Genomic DNA, 25,450 nt, shown 5'->3' on the forward strand with positions numbered 1-25,450 from the left:
AAACAAAATACCGGTTTACAATTGTTATTACTATTAATGCGTACTTTCGTTATTAAGAAAGATTGATTTTTGAAATGAGTAAAAAGAAAGTAAGTATAGGCAGAGCATTCCGCACTATTATCTGGCCCAGACGTAAAATTGTTCTTTTCGGACTTTTTCTTATAGTTATTAGCAGGCTAGCCAGTCTGGTACTGCCGGTATCTTCTAAATACCTTATTGATGAGGTTATTGTAAATAAAGATTTTGAAATGCTGAAATGGCTTATGATCGCCGTTGCGACTGCGATTGCCCTACAGGCTATCACTTCATTTTTACTTACCCGTATCCTGAGCGTAGAAGCACAAAGGTTTATTGCTGTTTTAAGAGCTCAGGTACAAAAAAAAGTTCTCTCCCTTCCTATCAGTTTTTTTGACAACACCAAGGCAGGAGAACTGGTGTCACGCATTATGACCGATGTGGAAGGCATACGAAACCTTATTGGTACCGGCCTGGTGCAACTGGTTGGGGGTACCATAACCGCCATCATATCACTCGTTTTGCTTTTAAGGATCAGTCCCTCCATGACGGCCTTTGTCCTTATTCCTGTAATTATTTTTGCAATAGTAGCTTTAAAAGCTTTTCAATATATACGTCCTATTTTCAGGACCCGGGGAGTCATCAATGCCGAAGTAACCGGCCGGCTTACAGAAAGCCTCAATGGGGTTAGGGTTATAAAAGGGTTTAATGCTGAGAAGCAGGAAGGGGTTACTTTTGAAGCAGGTGTGGAAAAGCTTTTTCTCAACATAAAAAAAAGTCTCACCGCTACCGCTTTTATAACCAGTTCTTCCACCTTTTTATTGGGCCTGGCTTCTGTTGGTATTATGGGAATTGGCGGGTATTATATTATTCATGATAAACTGACTATAGGCGAGTTCCTGGAGTTTACGCTGCTTCTGGGATATATGATCGCTCCTATTGTACAAATGAGCAATATAGGAAGCCAGATGACCGAGGCACTGGCCGGTCTGGACCGTACCGAAGAATTAATGAACCTGGACCCGGAAGAAGATCCCGAACAAAGAAATAATGTCCTGGGGGCATTACAAGGTCATCTTATTTTTGAAAATGTATCTTTTGCGTATGAAGACGGTAAACCGGTTCTTCACGATATAAGCTTTAAGGCTCCTAATGGCAGCATTACTGCTTTAGTAGGGTCATCCGGTTCAGGGAAATCTACGATCGCCGGTCTGGCCGCTTCTTTTTTACAGCCTCTGTCCGGAAGGGTATTGGTAGATGGAAAAGACCTCAGCCATGTGAAACTGGAAAGTTATCGCAAACACCTGGGGGTAGTGTTGCAGGATGAGTTTCTCTTTGAAGGCTCCATACGTGAAAATATACTCTTTCCCCGGCCTCAGGCTACAGAAGAAGAACTTGAACAAGCCGTAAATGCGGCCTACGTGCACGAGTTTACCAATCGTTTTGAAAATGGCCTGGATACGCTCATAGGAGAACGTGGGGTGAAGCTGTCTGGCGGACAACGGCAACGAATTGCCATAGCAAGGGCCCTGCTGGCCAACCCCCGAATTATTATTCTTGATGAAGCCACTTCCAATCTTGATACGGAAAGTGAGACCCTTATACAAAAAAGTCTTTCACAATTAATGAAAGGACGAACTACTCTGGTAATTGCCCACCGTTTAAGCACCATACGAAAAGCAGATCAAATTCTGGTAATAGAAAGAGGGAAGATAGCTGAGCGGGGAACCCATGAAACCCTAATGGCATTGCAAGGGCGTTATCATGATCTCTATACGTATCAGGCCCGTATTTAAAAACGGATCCCGGTTTTTAACCGGGATCTTGATTCTTTAGGTATTTAAAAAACTAGATGTGTAGTGCCCTGTTTTCAGTAGCAGCCAGTGCCGCTTCTTTTACTGCTTCGGCATAGGTAGGATGCGCATGGCTCATTCGGGCAATATCTTCGGCAGATGCCCTGAATTCCATAGCGGTAACTCCTTCGGCAATAAGGTCTGCCACTCTTGCTCCTATCATATGTACCCCTAAAACTTCATCAGTTTCAGCATCGGCAAGTATTTTTACAAATCCGTCTGTATCCATACTCGCTCTTGATCTTCCAAGTGCCCTCATGGGGAACTGACCTGTTTTATATTGAACACCCGCTTCTTTTAATTCTTCTTCTGTTTTTCCAACAGCAGCTACTTCCGGCCAGGTATATACCACTCCCGGAATAAGATTATAATCAATATGTGGTTTTTGTCCCGCAAGTATCTCAGCTACCATTACACCTTCTTCTTCTGCTTTATGGGCCAGCATGGCCCCCCGTACCACATCGCCAATAGCATAAATATTAGATGCTGTGGTTTGCAAGTGCTCATTAACTTCTACCTGACCACGTTCATTTATGGTAACTCCTGCCGCTTCAGCATTTAATCCGTCTGTATATGGTCTTCTTCCTACAGATACCAGACAATAATCGCCTTCAAAATTCACCTCTTCTCCTTTGGCATTATCTGCTTTTACTGTTATTGTATTTTTATTTCGATCTACTGACTTCACTTTATGGGAAGTAAAGAACTTCATGCCCTGCTTTTTTAGCACTTTGGTAAGCTCTTTGCTAAGAGAGTGATCCATACCCGGAATAATACGATCCATAAATTCTACCACAGAAACCTTTGCTCCCAGCCTGAGGTAAACCTGCCCCAGTTCAAGGCCAATGACACCTCCTCCTATAATAATAAGGTGTTCGGGTACTTCGGTAAGTTTTAATGCCTCTGTTGAGGTAATAACCCGTTCTTTATCCAGTGTTATGAATGGGAGATTGGAAGGCTTGGAACCCGTGGCAATGATGGTATTCTTCGCCTCGATCTTTTCCTGAGAACCATCGTTTTTAGTAATTTTGATATGTGTATTATCTTCAAAACTACCTATCCCTTCATAAACATCTATTTTGTTTTTATCCATTAAGAACTTTACCCCGTTACAGGTTTGGTCAACCACACTCTGTTTGCGCTTTATCATTTGTTCAAGATTGACCTTTACTTCACCGGGAATATCAATTCCATGCTCTTCAAAGTGCTTGACAGCATCTTCGTAGTGGTGAGAAGAATCGAGTAAGGCTTTGGATGGAATACACCCTACATTTAGGCATGTCCCGCCCAGAGTAGCATATTTTTCAATAATGGCTGTTTTCATCCCGAGTTGTGCACAGCGTATAGCAGCTACATACCCGCCAGGGCCAGAGCCTATAATGGCTACATCGTATTGGTTCATAGTATTATTTTCTGAATGGTTTTGATCTTTAAGAAGTCTTTACTAATACATTACAAAAGTACAAATGTATTAGGCGTTAAACAATAGTATTAGCGATACATTAAGATAAAGAGAGGTATTACAGTGATATAGCCGTGGAATTCTTTAACTCTCCTATCACAAAATTACTATGAGTACTGCCAATATAGTCGAGTGCCGTAAGTTTCGTGATGATAAACTCGCGATAGGCTTTCATGTTCTCAACATATACTTTTATAATGTAATCATAATCCCCGCTCACGTGATAACATTCTGAAACCTCACTGAACTTAAATATTTCAGATTCAAACCGGGTAACGTACTCTTTAGAATGTTTAACAAGTTTTATGTGGCAAAGAGCCATAAAAGACTTCTGTATTTTATGCTTATCAAGTAACGCTACATACCCTTTGATGACTCCTTCTCTTTCCAGTTTTTTAATACGCTCATATACAGCTGTCACTGATAGCCCCAGGCGATTGGAAATCTCTTTGTTGGTACGCTTGGCATCTTCCTGCAGCAGCATAAGTATTTGCCTATCCATAGTATCCAGCTTGTACGACTTCATAACACTTATATTTTCTTTAAAAGAACCGTATCACAAAAATAACAGAAAAAAAAACTACTATAGTAACAAAAAAAGGGTTGTTTTTCTAATACACTGTAATAGTATTGTTTTTTAAACTATGTATCTGGTACTTTGCAACAATTAAAAGAATGTACCTTATGAGCTTTCATCCCGCAAATAATATTCAGGATCTTCAGTACTTTGGAGAGTTTGGAGGAGTAAACCCCTCTGTTTCAGATTCATCAACCTATACGTTTCTCTCTGCAAAAACCATGTTTGATACGTTTGAAGGAAATACCGAAGGGTGTTATCTGTATTCACGTCACTCTTCACCTTCCAACTTATATTTAGGCGAGGCGCTCGCTGCTCTGGAGGGTACTGAAACAGCTACAGTTACCGCTTCGGGTATGGGAGCCATTACGGCAGTTATTCTTCAGTATTGTGATGCCGGTTCTCATATCGTTTCAAGCCGTACTATTTATGGGGGCACCTATGCTTTTATGAAAAACTTTCTCCCAAAACTCAATATTGAAACTTCTTTTGTAGATATTACACAACCCGAACTGGTAGAAGCAGCAATAACCCCCGAAACTAAGATGCTGTATTGTGAAGCAGTTAGCAACCCATTGCTGGAAATAGCAGATATTCATGCATTATCTAAAATTGCCAAAAAATACAATATTCCTTTGGTCGTTGACAATACGTTCTCTCCTCTTTCCATTGCACCTTCAACTCTTGGAGCCGACGTAGTGATACACAGTCTTACCAAGTTCATTAATGGTAGCAGCGATTGCGTTGGCGGTGTGATATGCGGTACCAAAGACCTTATTATAGCACTTAAAGATGTTAATGACGGAGCCTGCATGCTACTGGGAAGCACTATGGACAGCTTTCGTGCAGCTTCTATACTCAAAAACCTGAGAACATTGCATATACGTGTAAAAAAGCATAGCGAAAATGCAATGTTCCTGGCGCAAAAATTTGAAAAAGACGGACTCAAAGTATCCTATCCCGGGCTGGTATCTCACCCCGGACACAAAACCATAAAACGTTTAATGAACCATGATTACGGGTATGGCGGCATGTTATCGGTAAATGTAGGTTCTCTGGAAAAAGCCAATGAACTCATGGAGCTAATGCAAAACCGAAATCTGGGATATCTTGCAGTAAGTCTGGGCTTTTATAAAACCCTGTTTAGCGCTCCGGGCACGTCCACTTCTTCTGAAATACCTTTAGAAGAGCAAAAAGAAATGGGATTAAGCGATGGACTAATACGCTTTTCAATAGGGCTGGATCACGATATTGAACGTACATACCAACTTATGAGAGTATGTATGCAGGAACTCCAGATTTTATCCTGAACCTTTTAGCAAACCCTTACAGGAGAAGGTTTAAATGATTTGCAAAACGGATGTTAAAATCGTATTATTACAGCAGTAAAAGTGAAACGATTTTATGGAAAGTCAGCAAACACCACCCTCCCAAACTGAAAATCAATCTATTGTAAATAATAAAGAACTAACTATCTGGGAAGCACTTATTCCCGTTTTTGCACTTATTGCCATGCTGGCTTACAATGTATTTGTTTACGGCGACAGTGCTTTAGACGGTAGTAACCAGTTTATTCTCCTTATGGGAGCCGCAGTAGCCGCCATAGTAGGCTTTTTTAATAAAGTATCATATAACCAGATGCTGGAAGAAGTATCTTCCAATATCAAATCTACCGTAGGGGCCATTCTCATTTTACTCATGGTTGGCGCCCTGGCCGGTACGTGGTTGGTAAGCGGTATTATCCCCGCCATGATCTACTACGGTCTTCAAATATTAAATCCTTCTGTTTTTCTGGCTGCAAGTGTTATAATTTGTGCGATTATTTCCATAGCCACCGGAAGTAGCTGGACGACCTCTGCCACTGTGGGAATAGCACTTATTGGTATAGGGGGGGCGCTGGATATTGCTCCCGGAATGACGGCAGGAGCCGTACTGTCCGGTGCTTATTTTGGAGATAAAATGTCTCCTTTAAGTGATACTACCAACCTCGCTCCTGCTATGGCCGGCGGCGAATTGTTTTCGCATATCCGGTACATGGCATTAACCACCATTCCTACCATTCTTATAGCACTCATTGTTTTTATTATAATTGGTTTTTCAATGGACACCTCAGGTATGGCCGATACCTCAGCTTTACTTCAGGACCTGAAAGCCAGCTTTACTATTTCTCCCTGGCTGTTTTTAGTACCCATAGCAGTAATTGTACTTATTGTAAAAAAAACACCTCCATTAGCGGCTCTTTTTGCAGGAGTTTTACTTGCAGCTCTTTTTGCCGTGATCTTTCAACCGGATATTCTGGTCCTTATAAGTGGTATGGATCAATTTAGCTTTGTTGCCGCTTATAAAGGTGTTATGAATGCCATTACAGTAAAAACCATGATCCCTACTGAAAATGAAACCCTTCAGGGACTTTTTGAAGCAAAAGGAATGGCAGGTATGCTTGGAACCATCTGGCTTATTGTATGCGCTATGGTATTTGGAGGCGTTATGGATGCCATTGGGGCTTTATCCAAAATAAGTAAAGCCCTCCTTAAAATGGCAACCAGTACTTTCAAACTCTTCGCCAGTACAGTTGCCAGTTGTCTCGCTCTTAACATTACGGCTTCAGATCAGTATCTGGCACTGGTAATTCCTGGTAAAATGTTTTCAAAGGCCTATAAAGATCGTGGATTGGCTCCTGAAAACCTAAGTCGTACTTTAGAAGATTCCGGTACGGTAACTTCTGTACTTGTTCCCTGGAACACCTGTGGTGCCTACCAGTCAGGAGTATTAAATGTAGGGGTAGGTGAGTATTTCCTGTTTGCTATTTTTAACTGGTTGAGTCCCTTTATGACTCTTATTTTTGCTGCTTTCAATATCAAGATCAAACAACTCACCAAAAAGTTATAAAAAAAGCACCCTATACATTACGATTCCTCTAAACTTTTATACTATTTTTTAGAGCATTCACAGGAAAAACACATTTTTCCTGAACTCATTTATAACCCCTATCGATGCATAGAATTTTCAAATATAAATAGATTATGAAAGTACTGTAAGACCTCGTAATTTTGCAATATAATTTCTATATCAATTATCAATCTAAATCATAAGAACAATGTCATTTGTCGGAAAAAAATTCCCTAATCTGAGTGTAAACGCCATGGATGAAATGGGCGATACTTTTAAATTAAATATTTTAGAAGAAGCGGTAAGCAAAGGAAAAAAGATACTTCTTTTCTGGTATCCAAAAGACTTCACCTTTGTGTGCCCTACAGAATTACATGCATTTCAGGAAGCTCTTCCTGAGTTTGAAAAAAGAAATACTCTGGTTATTGGTGCCTCCTGCGACACGGCAGAAGTACACTTTGCATGGCTTAACACAAGTAAAAATAACGGTGGTATAGAGGGAGTTTCATATCCTATTTTAGCAGATAGCAATCGAAATTTGGCCAATATTCTTGGTATTCTGGATGTACAATCTGAAAATTACAACGAAGAAACTGATACTGTTCTTTATGAAGGTGACATGGTTACCTATCGTGCTACTTACCTCATAGATGAGCAGGGTATCGTTTTTCACGAAGGTATTAATCACATGCCTGTAGGGCGAAACGTAAATGAATACCTGAGAATTATTGATGCATACAGCCACGTACAAAAACACGGTGAAGTATGTCCGGCTAATTGGGAAGAAGGTAAGGAAGCCATGAAAGCTACCCGAGACGGAGTATCTGAGTATCTGGCACACGCATAATTAATAATTATTATTTGATATGGTTAAAGAACTTGAACAGGACAATTTAAACGAAATATTGTCTGCCAATAAAAAAGTAGTGGTACAATATTCGGCCGGATGGTGCGGTAACTGCCGTATCATGAAACCTAAGTTTAAAAAACTGGCTTCAGAACATGAGGACGCTATTTTTATGATTGTAGATGCTGAAAAATATCCTGAATCCAGAAAGTTTGCTAAAGTAGATAACCTTCCTACTTTTGCCGCTTTTAACAATGGTGATTTTGTAAAGCAGGTACAAACTAATAAAATGGATGTACTATCCGCCTTTATCGATGAAGTTACCCATAATTAAACAGCTTACTTCTTTTATTGAAGAGAATGATGAAGATTTTGTAGTAGAAACTATTCAAACACTCGAATCATTATCAGAAGTACCTTCTTTAAAAGATGAAGAATTAGATGTTATAGGGGAGCTCATATCCAATTTATACGGCTCGCTGGAGGTTCATAAAATGATCCGTGCAGGAAAAGACAAAAAAGAGGCACTAAACCTTTTTATGTCAAGGGTTATGGGTTCTATTGATTCCTGATTCAAAAATACCGTCTTATTAAGAAATGAAATACATCCTCTACTTGTACGGTAGAGGATTTTCTTTTAGTAACTTTGAAAACAAAACAAAAAAATTTACTATGGCAACAATTACATTAAAAGGGAATGAAATACATACCAATGGTAACCTTCCCGCAAAAGGAAATAAGGCTCCTGATTTTTCAATGATAAAAACAGACCTTTCTGAAATGCATTTGGGAGAATTGCAGGGTTCTAAAGTGGTTTTGAATATTTTTCCCAGTATAGATACGCCCACCTGTGCAAGCTCAGTACGTGAATTTAACAGAGAAGCGGCAGAACTGGAAAACACAAAAGTACTTTGCATTTCAAGAGACCTTCCCTTTGCTCAATCCCGATTTTGTGGAGCAGAAGGTATTGAGAATGTTATCAACCTGTCTGATTTCAGAACGGGTGATTTTGGAAAGAGTTACGGGCTGGAGATCACAGACGGTCCTCTCAAAGGCCTCCATTCCAGAGCAGTAGTAGTACTGGATACCCAGGGGAACGTAGTATATACCGAGCAGGTTAGTGAAATTGCAGATGAGCCCAATTATAAAGCCGCACTCGAGGCACTTCAAGATGCTTGATTTTATTATTAAAAGAATTAAAAGTGTGAGGTATGCCTTTAAAGGGGCTTTGCTCCTTATAGCTACCGAAGCCAGTATTAAAGTACAAATATTTATAGCGGTCTGTGTAACCGTGGCCGGTTTTTATTTCGATATTTCAAGAACCGAATGGATGATCCAGATCATAACCATAGCATTGGTAATGGGGGTTGAAGGCGTAAATACCGGTATTGAAAAACTGGCTGATTTTATTCATCCTGACTTTAATGATAAGATTGGTTCTATTAAAGATATTGCTGCAGGAGCTGTTTTCATAACAGCTTTTGCAGCCGTTATTGTGGGATGCCTTATTTATGTACCTAAACTTTTTTAAAAATATAAATAAACCGGAAACGTTAGTAATTTGTATTTTTGTTGCAAACCTAACGCTTGCTGATGGCCAAAAAAAAGAAAGATAAAACTAAGGCTTCTACTAAATTTAAACTACCAACCTTCTCATTCCCAAAACAATACCAGATTGTTCTGGGAAGTTTGCTAATACTGTTCAGTATTGCTCTTTTTATTGCCTTTATCTCGTATTTCTTCACCTGGCAGACCGATCAAAGTAGCCTGGCAGAACTGAGCAACCGAAAAATTGAAGCGCAAAACCTGCTTCGAAAATTTGGAGCCCTTATGAGTGATTTCTTTATTTACAAAGGCTTTGGGATCGCTGCATTTATACTTACCTTTTTATTATTCATAACCGGGCTTTATTTCTTTTTCAGCATGAATAGGGTAAAGCTATTAAATAGATGGTTCTGGGGACTTCTGGTAATGACATGGCTGTCGGTACTTTTAGGTTTTGTAGGTAAAAAAGAACCTTTACTGGGTGGTACGGTAGGTTTTGAGTTAAACGATTTACTTCAGGCATACATAGGTAAAATAGGGCTTGTTCTGCTACTTACTTTTATCCTTATTATCTATCTCTCCATACGTTTAAAACTTACTCCCGAGCATATTATGAGCTTTGTTTCCGCCAGAAGAGAGCAATTGAGAAAAGAATATGGCAAAAGTAAATCTGCAACAACTACGGCAGGTACAGTTTATGAACAACCCCCTAAAACAGCCGGAAATACAGAAAGTGATGAAACCAAAAATCAGGAGTCTGTATTTGAATTATCTTTAAAAAAACAAGAACCTACCATTTCCAGGTACTCTACTATTGATAACCTCTCTGATGTAGATATCGAAAATTCTTTTGAAGTAAAAGTTGCGGAGGAAGAACGTGTGGAGGAAAAACCAATTGTACATTCTCTTACTTCAGATGAACCGGAAACACCCGAAATTACCATAGAAGTAGAAAAAGTAAAAGAAGAAAAAGAAGTTACCGATCTAAAAGCAGAAATGCTGGTGCGTGACTTTGGGGAATTTGATCCTACGCTGGAACTAAGTAATTATAAGTTTCCCACACTGGAACTCCTTAAAAATTACGGAGCAGGTAGTATTACCATCAATCAGGAAGAACTGGAAGAAAACAAGAACCGCATAGTTGAGACCCTCAAAAACTACAAAATTGATATTTCGCAGATAAAAGCTACTATTGGCCCTACCGTTACGCTTTACGAAATTATACCGGCAGCAGGGGTACGAATATCCAAGATCAAAAATCTGGAAGATGATATCGCACTTTCACTCTCTGCTTTGGGTATAAGGATCATTGCACCTATTCCCGGTAAAGGTACCATAGGCATCGAAGTACCCAACAAAAATCCGTCTATAGTTTCTATGCGTTCAGTGATCGCATCTTCTCGGTTTCAAAAAGCCGAAATGGAACTACCACTGGCACTTGGAAAGACTATAAGTAATGAAACCTTTGTGGTAGATCTCGCCAAGATGCCACACCTATTAATGGCCGGAGCTACCGGGCAGGGTAAATCGGTAGGTCTTAATGCCATACTTACCTCATTACTTTACAAAAAACATCCTTCAGAGGTTAAATTCGTTCTAGTAGATCCCAAAAAGGTAGAACTTACTCTGTTTAATAAAATAGAACGTCATTTCCTGGCCAAATTACCTGACTCTGAAGAAGCTATTATTACTGATAATACAAAGGTGATCAATACTCTTAATTCCCTTTGTATTGAAATGGATAATCGCTATGAGCTACTTAAGAATGCTATGGTAAGGAACATAAAAGAGTACAATGCCAAATTCAGGGCCCGAAAGTTAAATCCGAATGACGGCCATAAATTTCTCCCTTACATTGTATTGGTTGTTGACGAATTTGCAGATCTCATCATGACCGCCGGAAAAGAAGTAGAAACCCCTATAGCACGACTGGCACAATTGGCGAGGGCCATAGGAATACACCTTATTATTGCTACACAAAGGCCTTCGGTAAACGTAATAACGGGGATCATAAAGGCAAACTTTCCAGCCCGGGTTGCTTTTCGGGTAACTTCAAAAATTGACTCCAGAACTATTCTGGACAGCCAGGGAGCAGACCAGCTTATAGGGCGTGGAGATATGTTATATACACAGGGAAATGACCTGGTACGGTTACAATGTGCTTTTGTAGATACCCCGGAAGTTGCACAAATTACCGAATATATAGGGGGGCAACGTGCCTATCCTCAGCCTCATTTATTACCCGAATACTCCGGTGAAGACTCTGGCACAAGTCTTGATGTAGATATTGCTGATAGAGACCCGCTTTTTGCCGATGCGGCCGAAGTGATCGTAAACGCACAACAGGGTTCAGCCTCTCTTTTGCAACGCAAGCTAAAACTGGGGTACAATCGTGCAGGAAGGCTTATTGATCAATTGGAAGCAGCAGGCATTGTTGGCCCTTTTGAAGGAAGCAAAGCCCGTTCAGTTCTTGTACCCGACATTTTGGCACTGGAAGAATTATTAAAAAATGAAAAAAACAATATGTAATTACTATGAAAAATAAGAAGATTACGTTTTTAATGATGATGGTATTTGCTGTTTTTGCCATAAACGCACAAAACAGCGCAAAAGCCAAAGCACTGCTGGATGAAGTTTATGAAAAAGTCACCGGATATGAAAATATAGTTATTGATTTTAAATATTCTCTTAACAACCCCTCAGAGAATGTAAAACAAGATACCCGCGGTAACGTTACTCTTAAAGAAGATAAATATCTTCTTAATTACCTGGGGGCCACGGTTATGTTTGACGGCAAAAAGGTACACACTATAGTACCTGAAAACGAAGAGGTTACCATAGACGCCCAGGACACCGACAGTGAAGGCACCATTACTCCTTCAAAAATGCTCACTTTTTACAAAGAAGGTTATAAATATGAATGGGATATACTTCAAAACGTAAAAGGCAGAAAAATACAATATGTAAAACTCATTCCTATTGATACCAATGCAGAGTTAAAACATATACTTCTGGGGATAGATGCACAAACCAAACACATCTATAAACTTATTCAAACCGATACCAGCGGAACCCAGGTTACCATAACTGTTAATTCTTTTAAAACCAATCAGCCCATCTCAAAAACCTTATTTACTTTTGACGAGAATAAGTATATAGATGAAGGCTACTATATAACCAGAAATTAGGCAGTTGAAAATACTAGACAGGTATATTTTATCACGTTTCCTCTTCAATTTCACGAGCTCCTTCGTGATCCTGATGTTTATTTTCATTTTTCAGGCGATCTGGTTCTTTATTGAAGAGTTTGCCGGAAAGGGCCTCGATCTGGTTATTATTGCTAAATTCCTGTTTTACTACTCGCCCACACTGGTTAATAAAGTACTGCCTTTAACAGTTTTACTGGCATCGATCATGACCTTTGGCAGCCTTGCCGAAAATTATGAATTTGCGGCCATGAAAGCTTCCGGTATCTCTCTGCAACGGGCTATGAGAGGCCTTATTGTTTTCATGTTCTTTTTGGGAGTTGGCACCTTTTATTTTGCCAACCACGTAATCCCTAAAGCTGAGAACAAATCGTACAACTTACGAAAGAACATTGCTAAATTAAAGCCGGCACTGGCCATTAACGAAGGGATCTTCAATGATATTGGAGATGAGATCAATATCAAAGTAGATGAAAAGTATGGAGAGAATGATAACTTTCTAAAAAATGTGATCATACACAAAAAAAATAAATTTGAAGAGAACCGGGTAGTCATTAAAGCCAAACAGGGTGAACTTAAAAGCAGTGAAGATTCTGATGTACTACAACTGGTATTAAAAGACGGACATTATTACGAAGATATAAAAAGCAAATCGCCTTCTGCAGGACTCAAGTTACCCCATGCCAAGGCAAAATTTGAGTTCTATACTATTAATATGGATCTACGGGGACTCAACGATGTAGATCTTAGTGAAGAAAAGTCCAACAGGCTTTATAAAATGCTCAATGTAAATGAACTTACTTACTTTATAGATTCCATTGGGGATGACAACCGTAAGGTTACCAATAATTTTGGTGAAAATGTGTACCGCAGAAGTGGTATTCTGGCCTTCAGCAGTCAAAAAGAGACAAAAGAGGATATTGTTATTGAAAAAGGGGTTGTTGTGAACGATACGGCTACAGTAGCAAAAGACACACTTACACTTCCCACCAATCCGGAAGAAGTACTTGACCTGTTTAAAGAATGGCAACGTGAACAATTACTGGATGTGGCCATCAACAATACCACCAACCTCATTGCCACCGTACAGGGTCGAAAAAGTGATCACCTAAGAAGGGAAAAGCTCCTGAATCATCATATCATCTCGCTTCACGAAAAATATGCACTCGCTTTTACATGCGTGATCCTTTTCTTTATTGGCGCCCCCCTGGGAGCCATAGTGCGAAAAGGAGGTCTCGGGTTGCCTATGGTTTTGGCTATTGCACTGTTCCTAACCTATTACTTTCTGGATATCTTTGCTAAAAACTATGCAGAAGACGGGAGTATCTCTCCGGTTATAGGGTCCTGGCTTGCTACAGTGGTTATGTTGCCCCTGGGTATATCGCTTACCCGTAGAGCAACGGCAGACAAAGGTGTTTTCGATGCTTCGGGCTTTATGTCGGGAATTGGGAACTTTTTTAAAAATCCCTTCGGACTTAGAAAAAAAGCACATAAAAAATAGACGTATCTTTGCAAAAAACAGGCCATGGAAACCAGAGTAAAAACCACTTCCATTAAATTAAATACCATTGAAGAAGCCATAAATGACATTCGAAAAGGGAAAGTTATTATTGTAGTTGATGATGAGGATAGGGAGAACGAAGGAGATTTTGTAGCTGCTGCAGAAAAAGTTACCCCGGAAATGATTAATTTCATGGCTACCTATGGAAAAGGCCTTATTTGCACACCTCTCACCGAAAATAGATGTAAAGAACTTGAACTGGATATGATGGTAGGTAATAATACCGATGCCATGGAAACTGCATTTACCGTTTCCGTGGACCTCCGGGGAAAAGGCGTGACCACAGGCATATCGGCAGCAGACCGTTCTAAGACCGTACAGGCACTTATTGACGAAAACACCCGGCCTTTTGAGTTAGGCAGACCCGGACACATATTTCCGCTGGTTGCCAAAGAAGGAGGTGTTTTAAGACGAACAGGCCATACCGAAGCAGCTATAGACTTTGCAAGGCTCGCCGGGTTAAAACCTGCCGGTGTTATTGTTGAGATCATGAACGAAGACGGTACCATGGCACGTTTACCACAACTCTCCAAAGTAGCCAAAAAGTTTGATCTCAAACTGGTATCTATCGAAGATCTCGTTGCCTATCGTATGAAACACGACAGTCTCATACAGAAAAAAATGGATTTTCAGATCAAAACCCGTTTTGGAGATTTTAGAATACGTGCCTACGAGCAAACTACTAATCAGGTAGTACATATTGCACTTACCAAAGGAAGCTGGAAAAAAGAAGAGCATGTACTCACCCGGATTAACTCAACAGCAGTAAGTAATGATATTTTAAGTACCCTTACCCATAATACAGATCAGAAGCTACAGAATATGTTCAGACTTATCAATGAAGAAGGAAAAGGGGCCATTGTATTTATTAATCAGGAAAATAAAAATGCCAGCCTGCTTCACAGACTCGAAGAACTGAAAGAAATGCAGCATAGCGGAGAATTAAGAGCTCCAAAAATACCTATGGATTCTAAGGATTATGGAATAGGTGCCCAGATACTGCACGATCTGGATATTTTTAAAATACGCCTAGTTTCCAACAGCAAACAGACCAAAAGAGTAGGTATGATAGGATATGGTCTCGAAATTGTAGAATACGTTAATTATTAAACTACAGGCTAAATTTGCCTGTAGCCAATAAAGCTTTCTACACTTTCCAGTACGTCTTTTACATACTTTTTAAATTCAGGGTATGCATCAGGAGCAATAATCTCCTTGGAAGGATATCCTTCCAAAGATACTTTTAGTTCGTGATCTGATATCTGTTGATACGTAATCTTAAACCGATGTTCTCCAAAAGTGAGTTCTTTGTTTTCAGGGATTTCAGTGAATCTTTCACCCGATTTTAGGCGTACGGTATAGTTTACTTTGTAAATATCGGTATTTTCATATTTAGCATAATCAATACCAAAATTACGCTTATCAAGGCTTATAATGGCGTTGGTATAGGTCCTGGCCAGATCGGGCAGTTGAAAAAAGTATATCTGTCCCATTTTGTTCACTTTTTCATTAATGGTGATAAAGCTCTTAAAACTTACCTCTCCGGTTATCTTTTCATTTTTTAACACATGTAGGGAATCTAAACTAAAATCACCATGTATTCTTCCTGAAAGATCTTCTTTAAGCCTTTGTTTCATAACTTCCGGATTAGGTTCTTCCAGCCTGCTGCTGTAATATGAACTTATATGTCCCTGTGTGCTAATAGTCATTTCAAGATGCTGTATATCTTCTTTTACCACGAGATCGGCTTCTACTTCAAAAACGGCTTTTGTGCGTTGCGGGTCATTTATTTTAAACAGATCATAGGTTCCTCCGTCTTCAGAAAACGGGATCTCTAAGGCATTTGCCCCATGTAAGCTTGTGGGTAAAGATCTAAACGGTAAATGTTTATCTGTTAATTCCAGAAACTGATCACTACCATCCAGATCTACTTTTACGATACAATGGTTAAAGTCCTGACTGGGCAGTATAAGGGCGTTAGAACCGTGATCTGAGGTGAGCACGAGTACCAAACTGGCATCCAGGCCTGCTTTACGCGCCAGTGTCACAAATAAGGTAGAAAAATCTTTACAATCGCCCAACCCCGTGTTAATGGTCTTATAGGGTTTTTGGGGTACAAAACCACTTTGCCTGAAATCTACATAACTGTAATTCATATTATTTGCGATGTACGCATAAATACGCCTGGCCTTTTCTTCATCTGTGTACATAGAAGCACCATTTTCAAACAGCGTATCATACACATCCTGTACTACCTTATTGGGCCTTAGAGAAGAGCGTACCAGGTCTGAATACCACGTAGATATTTCACTCCATGAGTCCAGGGTACTGAGATGAAGGTATCGGGACTCATCTACCACACTGGGCATATAATCTTCACTAGGGGCAAATCCGGGATTGTCACGAAGGCTCCACCGGTACAGAGTGTAATCGCCCATTTTCTCTTTTTCAAAATCCAGCGCACCGTTAACCACTTTATGGTTTAGCGTTATTTCGTTTGGCACTAATATTTTATAACTGGTTTCAAAAGAAGGCCCGAAATAATCAAACTGGTAATAATCTACATAATCCTTGTAAAACCTCCCGGATCCGGTTCCATAGGAGATATAATCAAAATGTACCACATCTCCTACTGCAAGACCATTAAAAACAAAACTGGACCGGTTACTCTCTGCCGGCACTACACTCCCATCAGGCTTTATGATCTCTGATTTATTAATGGTATAATTTCCCGAAAGTCCCAGATCGTATTCTTTAAAAGTGTCAATAGCACTTTCAGATGTAATTTCATAAGCAAGTGTGATATGCGTTTTAGAGCCTCCTTCGGGATACAGCACCACATTGTTATCATCTATAAGAAAATTATACCCGTAATTGTTATCCTTTAAAGTACCTCGCCTTTCTTTTACAAGCTCGTAGATATTTTTAGTGATTAGTGCGTCTAACGGATCCTTTTTTCCTTCTATGGCTCTTATTTTATCTCGTAAATCAGTATCACCGGGGTTATGCACCAGCGATTTTCTATACATTTCCAGGGCTTCCTTCTTAGCGCCTGTTCGCAATAAGGCATCTCCCTTTAACTTCATAAGAACAAATGAATACGGGAAATTATCAAGTCCCTTTTTCAATACAGGTAAAGATTCTTCAAAACGCTCGTATGTATGCAACTGATTTATAAAATCTTTTAAAATTTGGTTTTCTTCGCCGAAAAGCCTGGTTACTTGCTGATATGACTCAATTACTTTTTCCTTCTTTCCCAACTTGTCATAGTAATACAAAAGTCTTTTTAAGGCGGCATAATCCAGTCTTTTTTTATTGATATACTCCAGCAACTCAATGGTCTTTTCTTCTGCATTGAACAAATTGTTGTACAAAGGCGCATAAATATGTATCAGATTAAAATTACCCATGCGAACAGCTTCATCGATAATATCATCCAGATCACCCCTGCAAGCTTCCAGATCAGACGCTCTGGCATTTCGCATAAAATTGGAAGTGAGTTGAAAAAGTTTAAGATCGGTAGCTTGGGAAAACCGGGAAAGGAAATCGTTAAACTCTTCAATATCCATTTCAAATATACGGTCCCACTCCTTGAGTTTGGCAATTATGGGAATATAATAATCAGGATCATCCAGTTCCATATTTTCGTTCAATTCATTGAGCGAGGTCTGGTCGCCTTCAATACTGTAACAATAAATCAACTGTTTCCTAAGGAATGAACTTTTAGGATATACATCGAGCATTGGAGCAAGCAGTTCCATAGCTTTTTCGTAGCGTTGATTTCTCAGATAGGTTTTGATAAGGCAGTACTTGTAGAAAAGATCATCCGGAAACTGTTCCAGCTTCTCTTTAAAATACGCTTCAATAGGGTGTTCTATTAACTGAGGGGCTATTTGATCCCAGGTACTGGTTTGGTAGGTTTCTTCATAGGCACTTGCTGTAATGCCCTCAAGGGAATTCCCTTTTTCATCAGTAATACGTGCTATCAAATAAGGTACGGTATTTCCGGTAGCCAGTTTTACCAGTAAACGATTGGTTCCCCGAGGCAGATTTACTTTTATGTGATACGCATCCAGATCAGTGGTGAGTTCCTTTTCCTGTTGATGTATCAAAACCCCGTTAAGCCATACCTTAAAAGCTCCGCTAAATCCCATGCGCAATACTACTTCCCTGGCCTGCTCATTCCTGATAAACGTTTGTGCATAGTTAACACCTGCACCGTATTCCATATGATTTGAAAAAAACTGATACGCCTCTTTTTGATAAGCATAGGGTGTGTACCAGTTCACATATCCGTTACTATTGGCATTAAAGGGTTCTTTCGCTGCTGCATCGGTTTCCGGCGGATACACATGGTCGAGGCCACTGTTATTAAGGTTTTCAAATGTTCCGCAAAACTGCCAAGATTTTATAAAATTCATTTCATCCTGCAAGGATGTATAGGTGTCTGTGGCCCATTCATTTCTGTAAACTACGGAGTTTAAATACCGGAGACTCTCTTTTACCAGAGGAAGCGAAATATCCTTTTCAAACATGGTTTTTATGCCATACTCGATCTTTGCATTAAAACCGGAATCTAAATAATCATTAAAAACAAAAAAATTGTTCCACAAAGCATACAGAAAGTATTCATAATCGGGATAGGATGCCAGTTTTTCATAAAAGGGAGCTTCAGGGTTTTCAAAATTCAGGTGTCCGTTCTCCACTTTCAGTATCTCATGCATTAAAAGCGACCTAAGATCATTTACTTCATGGTTCTCCTCAAAAAGCCTTAGGGCTTCTTCACGATCGTTCTGCAAAAGTGCTTTCCAGACTTCTGCGTGTTGTATATTTTGAGAAAGTAAACTGTTAAGAGAGAATAACAGAAAGGCACAGAATAAAGTTAATCTCATTATTAAAATGTGGTTAGTGTAAGGAAATGGTTATTGTATAAATTAAGACATGAACTTAATCATTTTTTCTGATATCTCATCAAAAATAACCCACAGAAGGGGGTGTGTCGGGTATAAGTTAGCATTTTAAAAGGGACACTTTAGTTTTTTAATGCCTTAAGCACGCTATCCTTCAGGCCTGCTGCTCTTCGTGCTACTTCTTCCTCACTCCAGCTTAGTTTTATGAGTACTGATATGTTTCGTTCCATCCAATAGTCTGAAGGGCCAAAATTATTTGAAAAAGAATGAAAGAAGCGCTCTTTAAGTTCCCGGGGTAATGCTCCTAAGGCGGTAAGCTTTTGCAAATGTTCCCATTTACGAACATAATGCCAGTTATTAGAGAACCAGTAAAAACAACCGTCAACCTTGTTTGCCGCCAGAAATTTAACAGCCTGTCTGGCAGAGTGCGCGTCGGGCATAAAAAAATTGAGAAAGGCATAACTTTCTTCTCCGCCTTCGGGCACTTCTCTAAAAACCACGGCTTCTACAGACTGTAGTGCTGACTTCAGGATGTAATAGTTTTTTTTCTGTAGCTCAAGAAAAGAATCCAGTCTCTGTAACTGGGCAAGTCCCACAGCTGCATTTAACTCTGATATCCTGAAATTATACCCGAGAAAAGGATGTTGTTCTGCACCCCTGTCTGAACCTATATGATCATGACCGTGGTCTGAAAACATATGTGCTTTTTCATAAATTTCTTTATGATTGGTAATCAAAGCGCCGCCTTCCCCGCAGGTCACGGTCTTTACATAGTCGAACGAAAAACATCCTGCATCTCCATAAGAGCCTAAAGGTTTTCCCTGGTAAGTACCGCCTATTGCCTGGCAGGCATCTTCCAGTAAAAAGAGATCATGTTCTTTACACAAAGCCTGTAACTCATTGAGCCGGGCCATAGAACCACACATGTGTACTGGCATGACAACTTTTGTTCTTGGAGTAATGGCATTTTTCACTGCCTGGGGGTCCAGGGTAAGGGTCTTATCTATGTTGGTAATGACAGGAACTGCTCCCAGTGCTATAACTGCTTCAAAGCTGGCTACAAATGTGAAAGAGGGCACGATCACTTCATCACCGGCCCCTACTCCCATTGAAGCCAGGGCAACGGTAAGGGCAGCGGTGCCGCTACTTACCACATGTGCGTGATCTACCTGCATTTTATGCGCCAGTAACGTCTCCAGTTCTCTGGCTTTCCAGTGGTCATTGCGCATACTATCAAATCCGTAACGCATTAACACTCCGCTATCCAGTACATCGTTTACATGTTTGCGCTCAAGGTCGCCAAAAAGCTCAAATCCGGGCATTTATTAACTATTTAGAGATTAAAAATTTCTATAACTCAATTATGCTGTCTTCCAGTTGTTTCCTCACTTTCTTAAAACCGGCAAACATGTCATCATCGGCACGATACCCTACGGGCATTACCAGTACAGAACGTAACTGTTTCTCTTTCAGATTTAATACCTCGTCATATTTTTCGGGAATAAAACCTTCCATAGGGCAGGCATCTATTTCGATCAGAGGACATACGGTTAATAAATTTCCCATAGCGAGATAGGCCTGTTTGGATGCCCATGCGTGAATATCTTCCGCACTCATACCCGAAAAGCTTTTAATGAGATTCTGCCGAAAAGGGCTCAATACCTGGTCGGGTGTACCACGCTCTTCTTTAACTCTTTCAAAGTATCGGGATATATAGTTTTCATCTACCTGGGTTTCCACACAAAAAACGAATACATGTGACGCCTGTATCACTTGTTTCTGATTCCAGGAATGCGGTAAAAGTTTTTCTTTGGTAACCGCATCTGATACGATAAGTAACTTTACCGGTTGTAATCCGTAAGAGGTAGCCGTAAGGTTAAAGGCCTCTTTAAGTATAGCCAGTTTTTCTTCGGGTACTTTTTTGTCGGGGTTAAACTTTTTGGTTGCATAGCGCCATTGCAAGGTGTCCAGTACGTTCATATCACTATCTGTAAAAATAATAGATCACGGTCGTTCTCTCAGTACCGCGTACTCAAAATTCTTTTTAATCACTTTAAAAGGTACGGAACATTGCTCTTTTCAGCCGGGTCACAAGGCTGTTTATAAGTATGTACCTCCTGCCTTTTTTGGTCAGGTAAAAGTAGTATTTTTAAGTCTTTGTTAAAAGTTAATCCCATATAAATGGATAAAAGCCTAAAAAACCGTATTGAACAATCGGAAACCCGTATTTTCAAAGCCGTTTTTCCCAACACTACGAACCATTACGACACTCTTTTTGGTGGTACGGCCCTGCAACTTATGGATGAAGTATCTTTCATTTGTGCCACTCGTTTTAGCCGGAAAAAGGTAGTAACGGTCTCTACCGATAAAATAGACTTTGGAAAACCCATTCCCCAGGGTACCTTGGTTGAACTCATAGCACGCATAGTAAAAGTAGGAAATACGAGCTGTAAGGTACAGGTAGATATCTATATGGAAAAAATGTATCAAGAAAGCAGAGAAAAAGTGGTTTCGGGCACTTTTACTTTTGTAGCGATAGGGGATGATTTGCAACCGGTATCTATTACCGATTAAAAAAACCAGAGTTTTATAGCCATACCTATAACCATTATTACCAGAAAAAGCTTTACGGTAGTATCACTTTTGTTTACAGACCAACGGCTGCTCCACCAGGCACCTATGGCATTTCCGGCAGCCATATAAAGCCCGTAGGCCCAGTGAATATCTACATGTATAATAAAAAGGGTAAGGGCCCCTATGGTGAGAATAAGAATGATCACTGCTTTTATTACATTAGCCCTTACCAGAGCTATATGATTTACGGTTGAAAGTGTAAGTAAAATGAATATTCCGGTTCCTGCCTGTATGAAGCCGGCATAAATGCCTATAAAAAAGAACAGAATAAAGCTTGTCCAAAAATATTTTCCCTTGAGCCGCTCAGTAATAAGCCCCATACTATTTCGGGGCTTAAATGCCATAAAACCAACTACCACTACCATAAGTATGGCAAGTATTCTGTTAAACAGCTCACCTTTTATATCAATAGCGATATGCGCACCCAACAGGGCACCTCCTAAAGCCATAACGCTAAGGTACCACGCAAAAGGACGCACTTTTAACCCTTTACTGCGATATCCGGCCAGAGATGCTATACTCTGAATAAGAATAGGAATTCGGTTGGTACCATTAGCCACATCGGCCGGAAGCCCCAGAAAAATAAGTACCGGCAAGGTTACCAGAGAACCGCCGCCTGCTATCGTATTAATAAAACCGGTTCCGAAGCCTACAGCAAACAGTAATAAAAATTCCCATATAGGGTTCATACGGATAATTTGATGTCGAAAATACTATATTTTTATATGTTATGAGGTTTGTAATATCAAAAATTACCTCTTATCCTCCCTGCCTGGCACAAAAGGGTTTTCAGGTTTTAGTTTATATCATGAATACCTTATTATTTAAGATACACTTTGTTTTTCATATCAAAAACCTATCATTTTTTTTTCAGGAAACTAAAAAGCTTTCTATATTTGCACCCGCCAACGCAGAAAGAGTTCTTGTTTTTGGCATTTTATGGGAGGAATGGCAGAGTGGTCGAATGCGGCGGTCTTGAAAACCGTTGAGGGTCGCACCTCCGGGGGTTCGAATCCCTCTTCCTCCGCTTAGAGCAAAGCTCGATTTTCAGGGAAAATCGGGCTTTTCTTTTTAGGAGTGTCAAGAACTGAGTTCTTGTAAGCGGATAAAAAATAAAGACCAAAAATTGTTCTGGCAATTTTGAGCTTTATTGTCAGATGCGAAAAACAAGGGATATTGGAACAAAATCCCTCTTCCTCCGCTGAGAGACATCATCTCAAAACAAAAAGAAGCCGTCTCATTAACCAAATGAGACGGCTTCAATTTTCTAACACTAAACTAGTCTAATTTCAACTATTGATTTTCCACTACTCTTCGATTGAATAAGATATTTATCTCTTCATGATTTAATATTCTATTGTAAAACCTAATTTCATCTATCGCACCTGTATAATAGTTGGAAGTTGTAATGCCTGATTTTAGTCCAACTACAAATGATATTCCTGACTCAACGAATGTATCGCATGAATTATTCCCAGCTGAATAATCTGCTATATCGCTCCTTACGCCATCAACATAAATTTTAAACCCATTGGCCGATTTATAGTCACCATCCCATAAGACTAAGACATTTTGCTAAACGTCTTCTCTTATTTTGTTAATCGCTGTTTTTCTTCCAGCATAGTTATCATCATTGCTAGCGTAATAGAACCTCAGCGAATTGTCAGGCGTAACATCTATGGTAAATCCAACCCCAAACCAACAGGGTTCTAAATCACCATCACTACCCTTATAGTTAGATAATATTGTCGCTGTTCCACTGTTGTCACCGAAGTTTATCCAAATCGATATGGATGCACCATCGCTCATGTGTTCATCTATCTCCATTGATAATGACAGATATTGTGCATTAAAAGCATTGACGTTGCTATCGTTTTGAAGCAAAAATGATGTTCCAGACGGCTTAATCGCATCTTCAAAAATCCCTGGATTTTGCCATGCAACTCCATCTAGATCGTCTAGTTTCATAGGACTATAACCAAGAACATCGTTATCCAAAGGATAATAAGCTACTAATCAATCTTCTAAAGTGTCAGTATTTGGTTGATTCTGTTCATCATCAGTGCATGAAACTAAAACTGAGAGCGAACATATAGCTAAAAATATTATCTTTTTCATCATTATATATTATTATCATCCTTGCGCTGCGAGAACAATACATCTATTTCACTTGAATTCAATACTCTTTTGTAAATACGAACTTCATCGATTGCGCCTTTAAACGGTGAACAAGGGCCAGTTACGCACGTACCTAATCCAATTTGGAAAGATTGCTCTGATTGTATGTATTTATCGCAAAAGGAGGTTTCTTGACCAGCCTGAAAATTCTCATTATCCCTTCTTTTACCGTCGATATATATTTTGAATCCAGAAGATTTTCGAGTTCCGTCCCATGTTGTTAATACATGGTGCCACTTACCTCTCTCAATGGATTCTTCCGCAGTAATGCGTCCATAATACAGTGGTGAACTTGTGGCATAAAATATATTGATTGCTCCAAGATCTGTAACGCCAAAAACAAAACCAACTCTTCTGTTACAATTGGCTTCACTAGAATCATTGCCATTGAAATTTGATAAGATCCGTCCTGTAAATGGTGCCGCATTCTCATCAACATAAATCCACGCAGAAAATGTGGCGCTCTTGCCCAAGTCATTATCAATTTGATTACTTGTGGTTATAACGTGATTATTACTATCAAAATAGTATGAGTTTCCACTACCGTTTATGGCATTTTCAAAAAGCTCTGGATTACCTTGGACATTCCCATTAAAATTGTTGTCGCTTACATAATCAGCATTACCATTTAATGGATAGTAAGCTACCAATCCCCTTGTTCCAAATTAACGGAATCATTAGAGCTATTGTTGTCATCGTCTGAGCAAGAAATCATTGGAGCTAAAACGAGAATTGTAAATAATAATAATAAACAATTTTTCATAAAGATTATTTGAGATTTAACTGAGCGACAAAACTATTTTGAATGACCAATTTCTGCTTGTCAAAAAGTCCTCATTTTGATTTTTAAAAAGTCCTAAGAAATAATGATTTTTTGACAAACAAAAATCATTAAATGCCTGTATGTTTGAAGCTTTGTTTAATCTAAAACAAAAGCAATGAGTGGTGCATTGGTAGATATAAGTATCGAAAAATTCTACAATAAGGCTTCGGAAGAGACTAGGTTAGATAGTGGTATGGGTGTGTTTGAGTTTGAACGTATCAAACAGCTTATATCCCAACATATAACTAAAGAACATGCCATTATAATCGATGTTGGCGGTGGCACGGGCAAATACTCAGAATGGTTAGGTAGCTTAGGTCATAAGGTAGTTTTGATAGAGCCCGTTGAGAAGCATATCAAGCAAGCAGAAAGTCGCTCTAAAAAAGCAGAAAAGCCTTTTACGATTATTAAAGGAAATGCCCAAAAGCTTGAATATCCTTCAAACTTTGCAGACCTTGTTATTTTACATGGTCCATTATATCATCTACAATCTGCCACCGAAAGGAAACTTGCCATTCAGGAAGCCTATCGTGTTCTCAAAACAAATGGTATTTGTTTAGCTTTTGGCATTAATTATACAGCGTCCACTATGGCAGGCTTAATGAACGGACAAATACACAACCGTGAGTTTTTTGAAATGTGCAGGCGAGAATTGTCAAGTAGTTTACATAATCCCCCAAATTCATTGCCGTGGCTTTTAGCCAAAGGATACTACCACAAACCAGAAGATTTGAGAGCTGAATTATTAAATGCTGCTGATTTTAAATATCAGACTAGCAAAGCTGTTGAGGGAATTATATGGTTGGATAGCTCATATTTTACTAGTATGGAGATACCACAGAAAAGAGAAACTTTAGAAGAGTTGCTTAAAATCACAGAACAAGATGAAAACCTAATAGCGCTAAGTCCACATTTTATGGTAAGCGTAAAAAAATAAATAAAATTAAAGA

Annotated in this window: 22 protein-coding genes, 1 tRNA gene and 1 pseudogene; 15 read left to right on the top strand and 9 right to left on the bottom strand. The window is 39.4% G+C overall.

Annotation, left to right across the window (positions count from 1 at the left end; translation table 11 throughout):
• Nucleotides 1–74: 74 nt before the first annotated feature.
• Nucleotides 75–1,811, top strand: a complete 1,737-nt coding sequence (locus tag WAO84_RS11050) for an ABC transporter ATP-binding protein (RefSeq protein ID WP_340065788.1) — start codon at nucleotides 75–77, stop codon at nucleotides 1,809–1,811.
• Between the two features lie 52 nt (nucleotides 1,812–1,863).
• Here WAO84_RS11050 and lpdA read toward each other — a convergent pair whose 3' ends face one another.
• Both lpdA and WAO84_RS11060 read right to left on the bottom strand, forming a co-directional pair.
• Nucleotides 1,864–3,270 (bottom strand): dihydrolipoyl dehydrogenase, encoded by a 1,407-nt coding sequence (lpdA, locus tag WAO84_RS11055; protein ID WP_340065789.1) that lies wholly within the window; start codon nucleotides 3,268–3,270, stop codon nucleotides 1,864–1,866.
• A gap of 118 nt (nucleotides 3,271–3,388) precedes the next feature.
• A complete protein-coding gene (locus WAO84_RS11060) occupies nucleotides 3,389–3,856 on the bottom strand; it encodes an Lrp/AsnC family transcriptional regulator (RefSeq protein WP_340065792.1) in 468 nt (155 codons plus the stop codon).
• Between the two features lie 158 nt (nucleotides 3,857–4,014).
• Here WAO84_RS11060 and WAO84_RS11065 point away from each other — a divergent pair, with 158 nt between their 5' ends.
• From WAO84_RS11065 to ribB, 11 genes are all read left to right on the top strand, one after another.
• A complete protein-coding gene (locus WAO84_RS11065) occupies nucleotides 4,015–5,217 on the top strand; it encodes an aminotransferase class I/II-fold pyridoxal phosphate-dependent enzyme (RefSeq protein ID WP_340065794.1) in 1,203 nt (400 codons plus the stop codon).
• A 94-nt stretch (nucleotides 5,218–5,311) separates the two neighbouring features.
• Complete coding sequence (gene nhaC, locus WAO84_RS11070) at nucleotides 5,312–6,796, top strand: Na+/H+ antiporter NhaC (protein WP_340065796.1); 1,485 nt, start codon at nucleotides 5,312–5,314, stop codon at nucleotides 6,794–6,796.
• A gap of 208 nt (nucleotides 6,797–7,004) precedes the next feature.
• On the top strand, nucleotides 7,005–7,643 hold the full coding sequence (locus tag WAO84_RS11075; protein ID WP_340065797.1) for a peroxiredoxin: 639 nt from the start codon (nucleotides 7,005–7,007) through the stop codon (nucleotides 7,641–7,643).
• A gap of 19 nt (nucleotides 7,644–7,662) precedes the next feature.
• Entirely contained in the window at nucleotides 7,663–7,977 is a 315-nt protein-coding gene (locus tag WAO84_RS11080; protein WP_340065799.1) for a thioredoxin family protein, read from the top strand.
• Nucleotides 7,958–8,215, top strand: coding sequence for a DUF6952 family protein (locus tag WAO84_RS11085; protein WP_340065801.1), 258 nt, complete (start codon nucleotides 7,958–7,960; stop codon nucleotides 8,213–8,215). Before WAO84_RS11080 ends, WAO84_RS11085 begins: the two co-directional genes overlap by 20 nt.
• A gap of 100 nt (nucleotides 8,216–8,315) precedes the next feature.
• Entirely contained in the window at nucleotides 8,316–8,822 is a 507-nt protein-coding gene (gene tpx / locus WAO84_RS11090) for a thiol peroxidase (RefSeq protein ID WP_340065803.1), read from the top strand.
• A complete protein-coding gene (locus WAO84_RS11095) occupies nucleotides 8,815–9,174 on the top strand; it encodes a diacylglycerol kinase (RefSeq protein ID WP_340065804.1) in 360 nt (119 codons plus the stop codon). Before tpx ends, WAO84_RS11095 begins: the two co-directional genes overlap by 8 nt.
• 62 nt (nucleotides 9,175–9,236) lie before the next feature.
• Nucleotides 9,237–11,717, top strand: coding sequence for an FtsK/SpoIIIE family DNA translocase (locus WAO84_RS11100; protein ID WP_340065805.1), 2,481 nt, complete (start codon nucleotides 9,237–9,239; stop codon nucleotides 11,715–11,717).
• 5 nt (nucleotides 11,718–11,722) lie between these two features.
• On the top strand, nucleotides 11,723–12,376 hold the full coding sequence (lolA1, locus tag WAO84_RS11105) for an outer membrane lipoprotein periplasmic chaperone LolA1 (RefSeq protein WP_340065807.1): 654 nt from the start codon (nucleotides 11,723–11,725) through the stop codon (nucleotides 12,374–12,376).
• Between the two features lie 4 nt (nucleotides 12,377–12,380).
• Nucleotides 12,381–13,895: an LptF/LptG family permease gene (locus WAO84_RS11110; protein ID WP_340065809.1), complete on the top strand. Its 1,515-nt coding sequence runs from the start codon at nucleotides 12,381–12,383 to the stop codon at nucleotides 13,893–13,895.
• A 24-nt stretch (nucleotides 13,896–13,919) separates the two neighbouring features.
• On the top strand, nucleotides 13,920–15,065 hold the full coding sequence (gene ribB / locus WAO84_RS11115) for a 3,4-dihydroxy-2-butanone-4-phosphate synthase (protein ID WP_340065810.1): 1,146 nt from the start codon (nucleotides 13,920–13,922) through the stop codon (nucleotides 15,063–15,065).
• Nucleotides 15,066–15,073: 8 nt separating this feature from the next.
• Here ribB and WAO84_RS11120 read toward each other — a convergent pair whose 3' ends face one another.
• From WAO84_RS11120 to WAO84_RS11130, 3 genes are all read right to left on the bottom strand, one after another.
• Nucleotides 15,074–18,847: a transglutaminase domain-containing protein gene (locus tag WAO84_RS11120; protein ID WP_340065812.1), complete on the bottom strand. Its 3,774-nt coding sequence runs from the start codon at nucleotides 18,845–18,847 to the stop codon at nucleotides 15,074–15,076.
• Between the two features lie 140 nt (nucleotides 18,848–18,987).
• Nucleotides 18,988–20,187: a DegT/DnrJ/EryC1/StrS family aminotransferase gene (locus tag WAO84_RS11125; protein ID WP_340065814.1), complete on the bottom strand. Its 1,200-nt coding sequence runs from the start codon at nucleotides 20,185–20,187 to the stop codon at nucleotides 18,988–18,990.
• A gap of 28 nt (nucleotides 20,188–20,215) precedes the next feature.
• Nucleotides 20,216–20,845: an NAD(P)H-dependent oxidoreductase gene (locus WAO84_RS11130; RefSeq protein ID WP_340065816.1), complete on the bottom strand. Its 630-nt coding sequence runs from the start codon at nucleotides 20,843–20,845 to the stop codon at nucleotides 20,216–20,218.
• Between the two features lie 201 nt (nucleotides 20,846–21,046).
• On the opposite strand from WAO84_RS11130, the gene WAO84_RS11135 reads away from it, so the two are divergent.
• Complete coding sequence (locus tag WAO84_RS11135) at nucleotides 21,047–21,439, top strand: acyl-CoA thioesterase (RefSeq protein WP_340065817.1); 393 nt, start codon at nucleotides 21,047–21,049, stop codon at nucleotides 21,437–21,439.
• On the opposite strand, the gene WAO84_RS11140 is transcribed toward WAO84_RS11135, so the two are convergent.
• Nucleotides 21,436–22,188, bottom strand: a complete 753-nt coding sequence (locus WAO84_RS11140; RefSeq protein WP_340065819.1) for a sulfite exporter TauE/SafE family protein — start codon at nucleotides 22,186–22,188, stop codon at nucleotides 21,436–21,438. The genes WAO84_RS11135 and WAO84_RS11140 overlap by 4 nt on opposite strands.
• Nucleotides 22,189–22,441: 253 nt before the next feature.
• Between WAO84_RS11140 and WAO84_RS11145 the strand changes: the two genes are divergently transcribed.
• Nucleotides 22,442–22,526: transfer RNA gene (locus WAO84_RS11145), tRNA-Ser, on the top strand.
• Between the two features lie 266 nt (nucleotides 22,527–22,792).
• Here WAO84_RS11145 and WAO84_RS17220 read toward each other — a convergent pair.
• The 3 genes and pseudogenes from WAO84_RS17220 to WAO84_RS11155 all read right to left on the bottom strand — a co-directional run.
• Nucleotides 22,793–23,056 (bottom strand): annotated as a pseudogene (locus tag WAO84_RS17220) (LamG-like jellyroll fold domain-containing protein); the annotation flags it as partial.
• 18 nt (nucleotides 23,057–23,074) lie between these two features.
• Entirely contained in the window at nucleotides 23,075–23,467 is a 393-nt protein-coding gene (locus WAO84_RS11150) for a hypothetical protein (protein WP_340065820.1), read from the bottom strand.
• A 152-nt stretch (nucleotides 23,468–23,619) separates the two neighbouring features.
• Nucleotides 23,620–24,327, bottom strand: a complete 708-nt coding sequence (locus WAO84_RS11155; RefSeq protein ID WP_340065821.1) for a LamG domain-containing protein — start codon at nucleotides 24,325–24,327, stop codon at nucleotides 23,620–23,622.
• 288 nt (nucleotides 24,328–24,615) lie between these two features.
• Here WAO84_RS11155 and WAO84_RS11160 point away from each other — a divergent pair, with 288 nt between their 5' ends.
• Nucleotides 24,616–25,437, top strand: coding sequence for a methyltransferase domain-containing protein (locus WAO84_RS11160; protein ID WP_340065822.1), 822 nt, complete (start codon nucleotides 24,616–24,618; stop codon nucleotides 25,435–25,437).
• Nucleotides 25,438–25,450 lie beyond the last annotated feature (13 nt).

The organism is Ascidiimonas aurantiaca (genome assembly GCF_037646345.1).
In the GTDB taxonomy this organism is placed as follows: domain Bacteria; phylum Bacteroidota; class Bacteroidia; order Flavobacteriales; family Flavobacteriaceae; genus Ascidiimonas; species Ascidiimonas aurantiaca.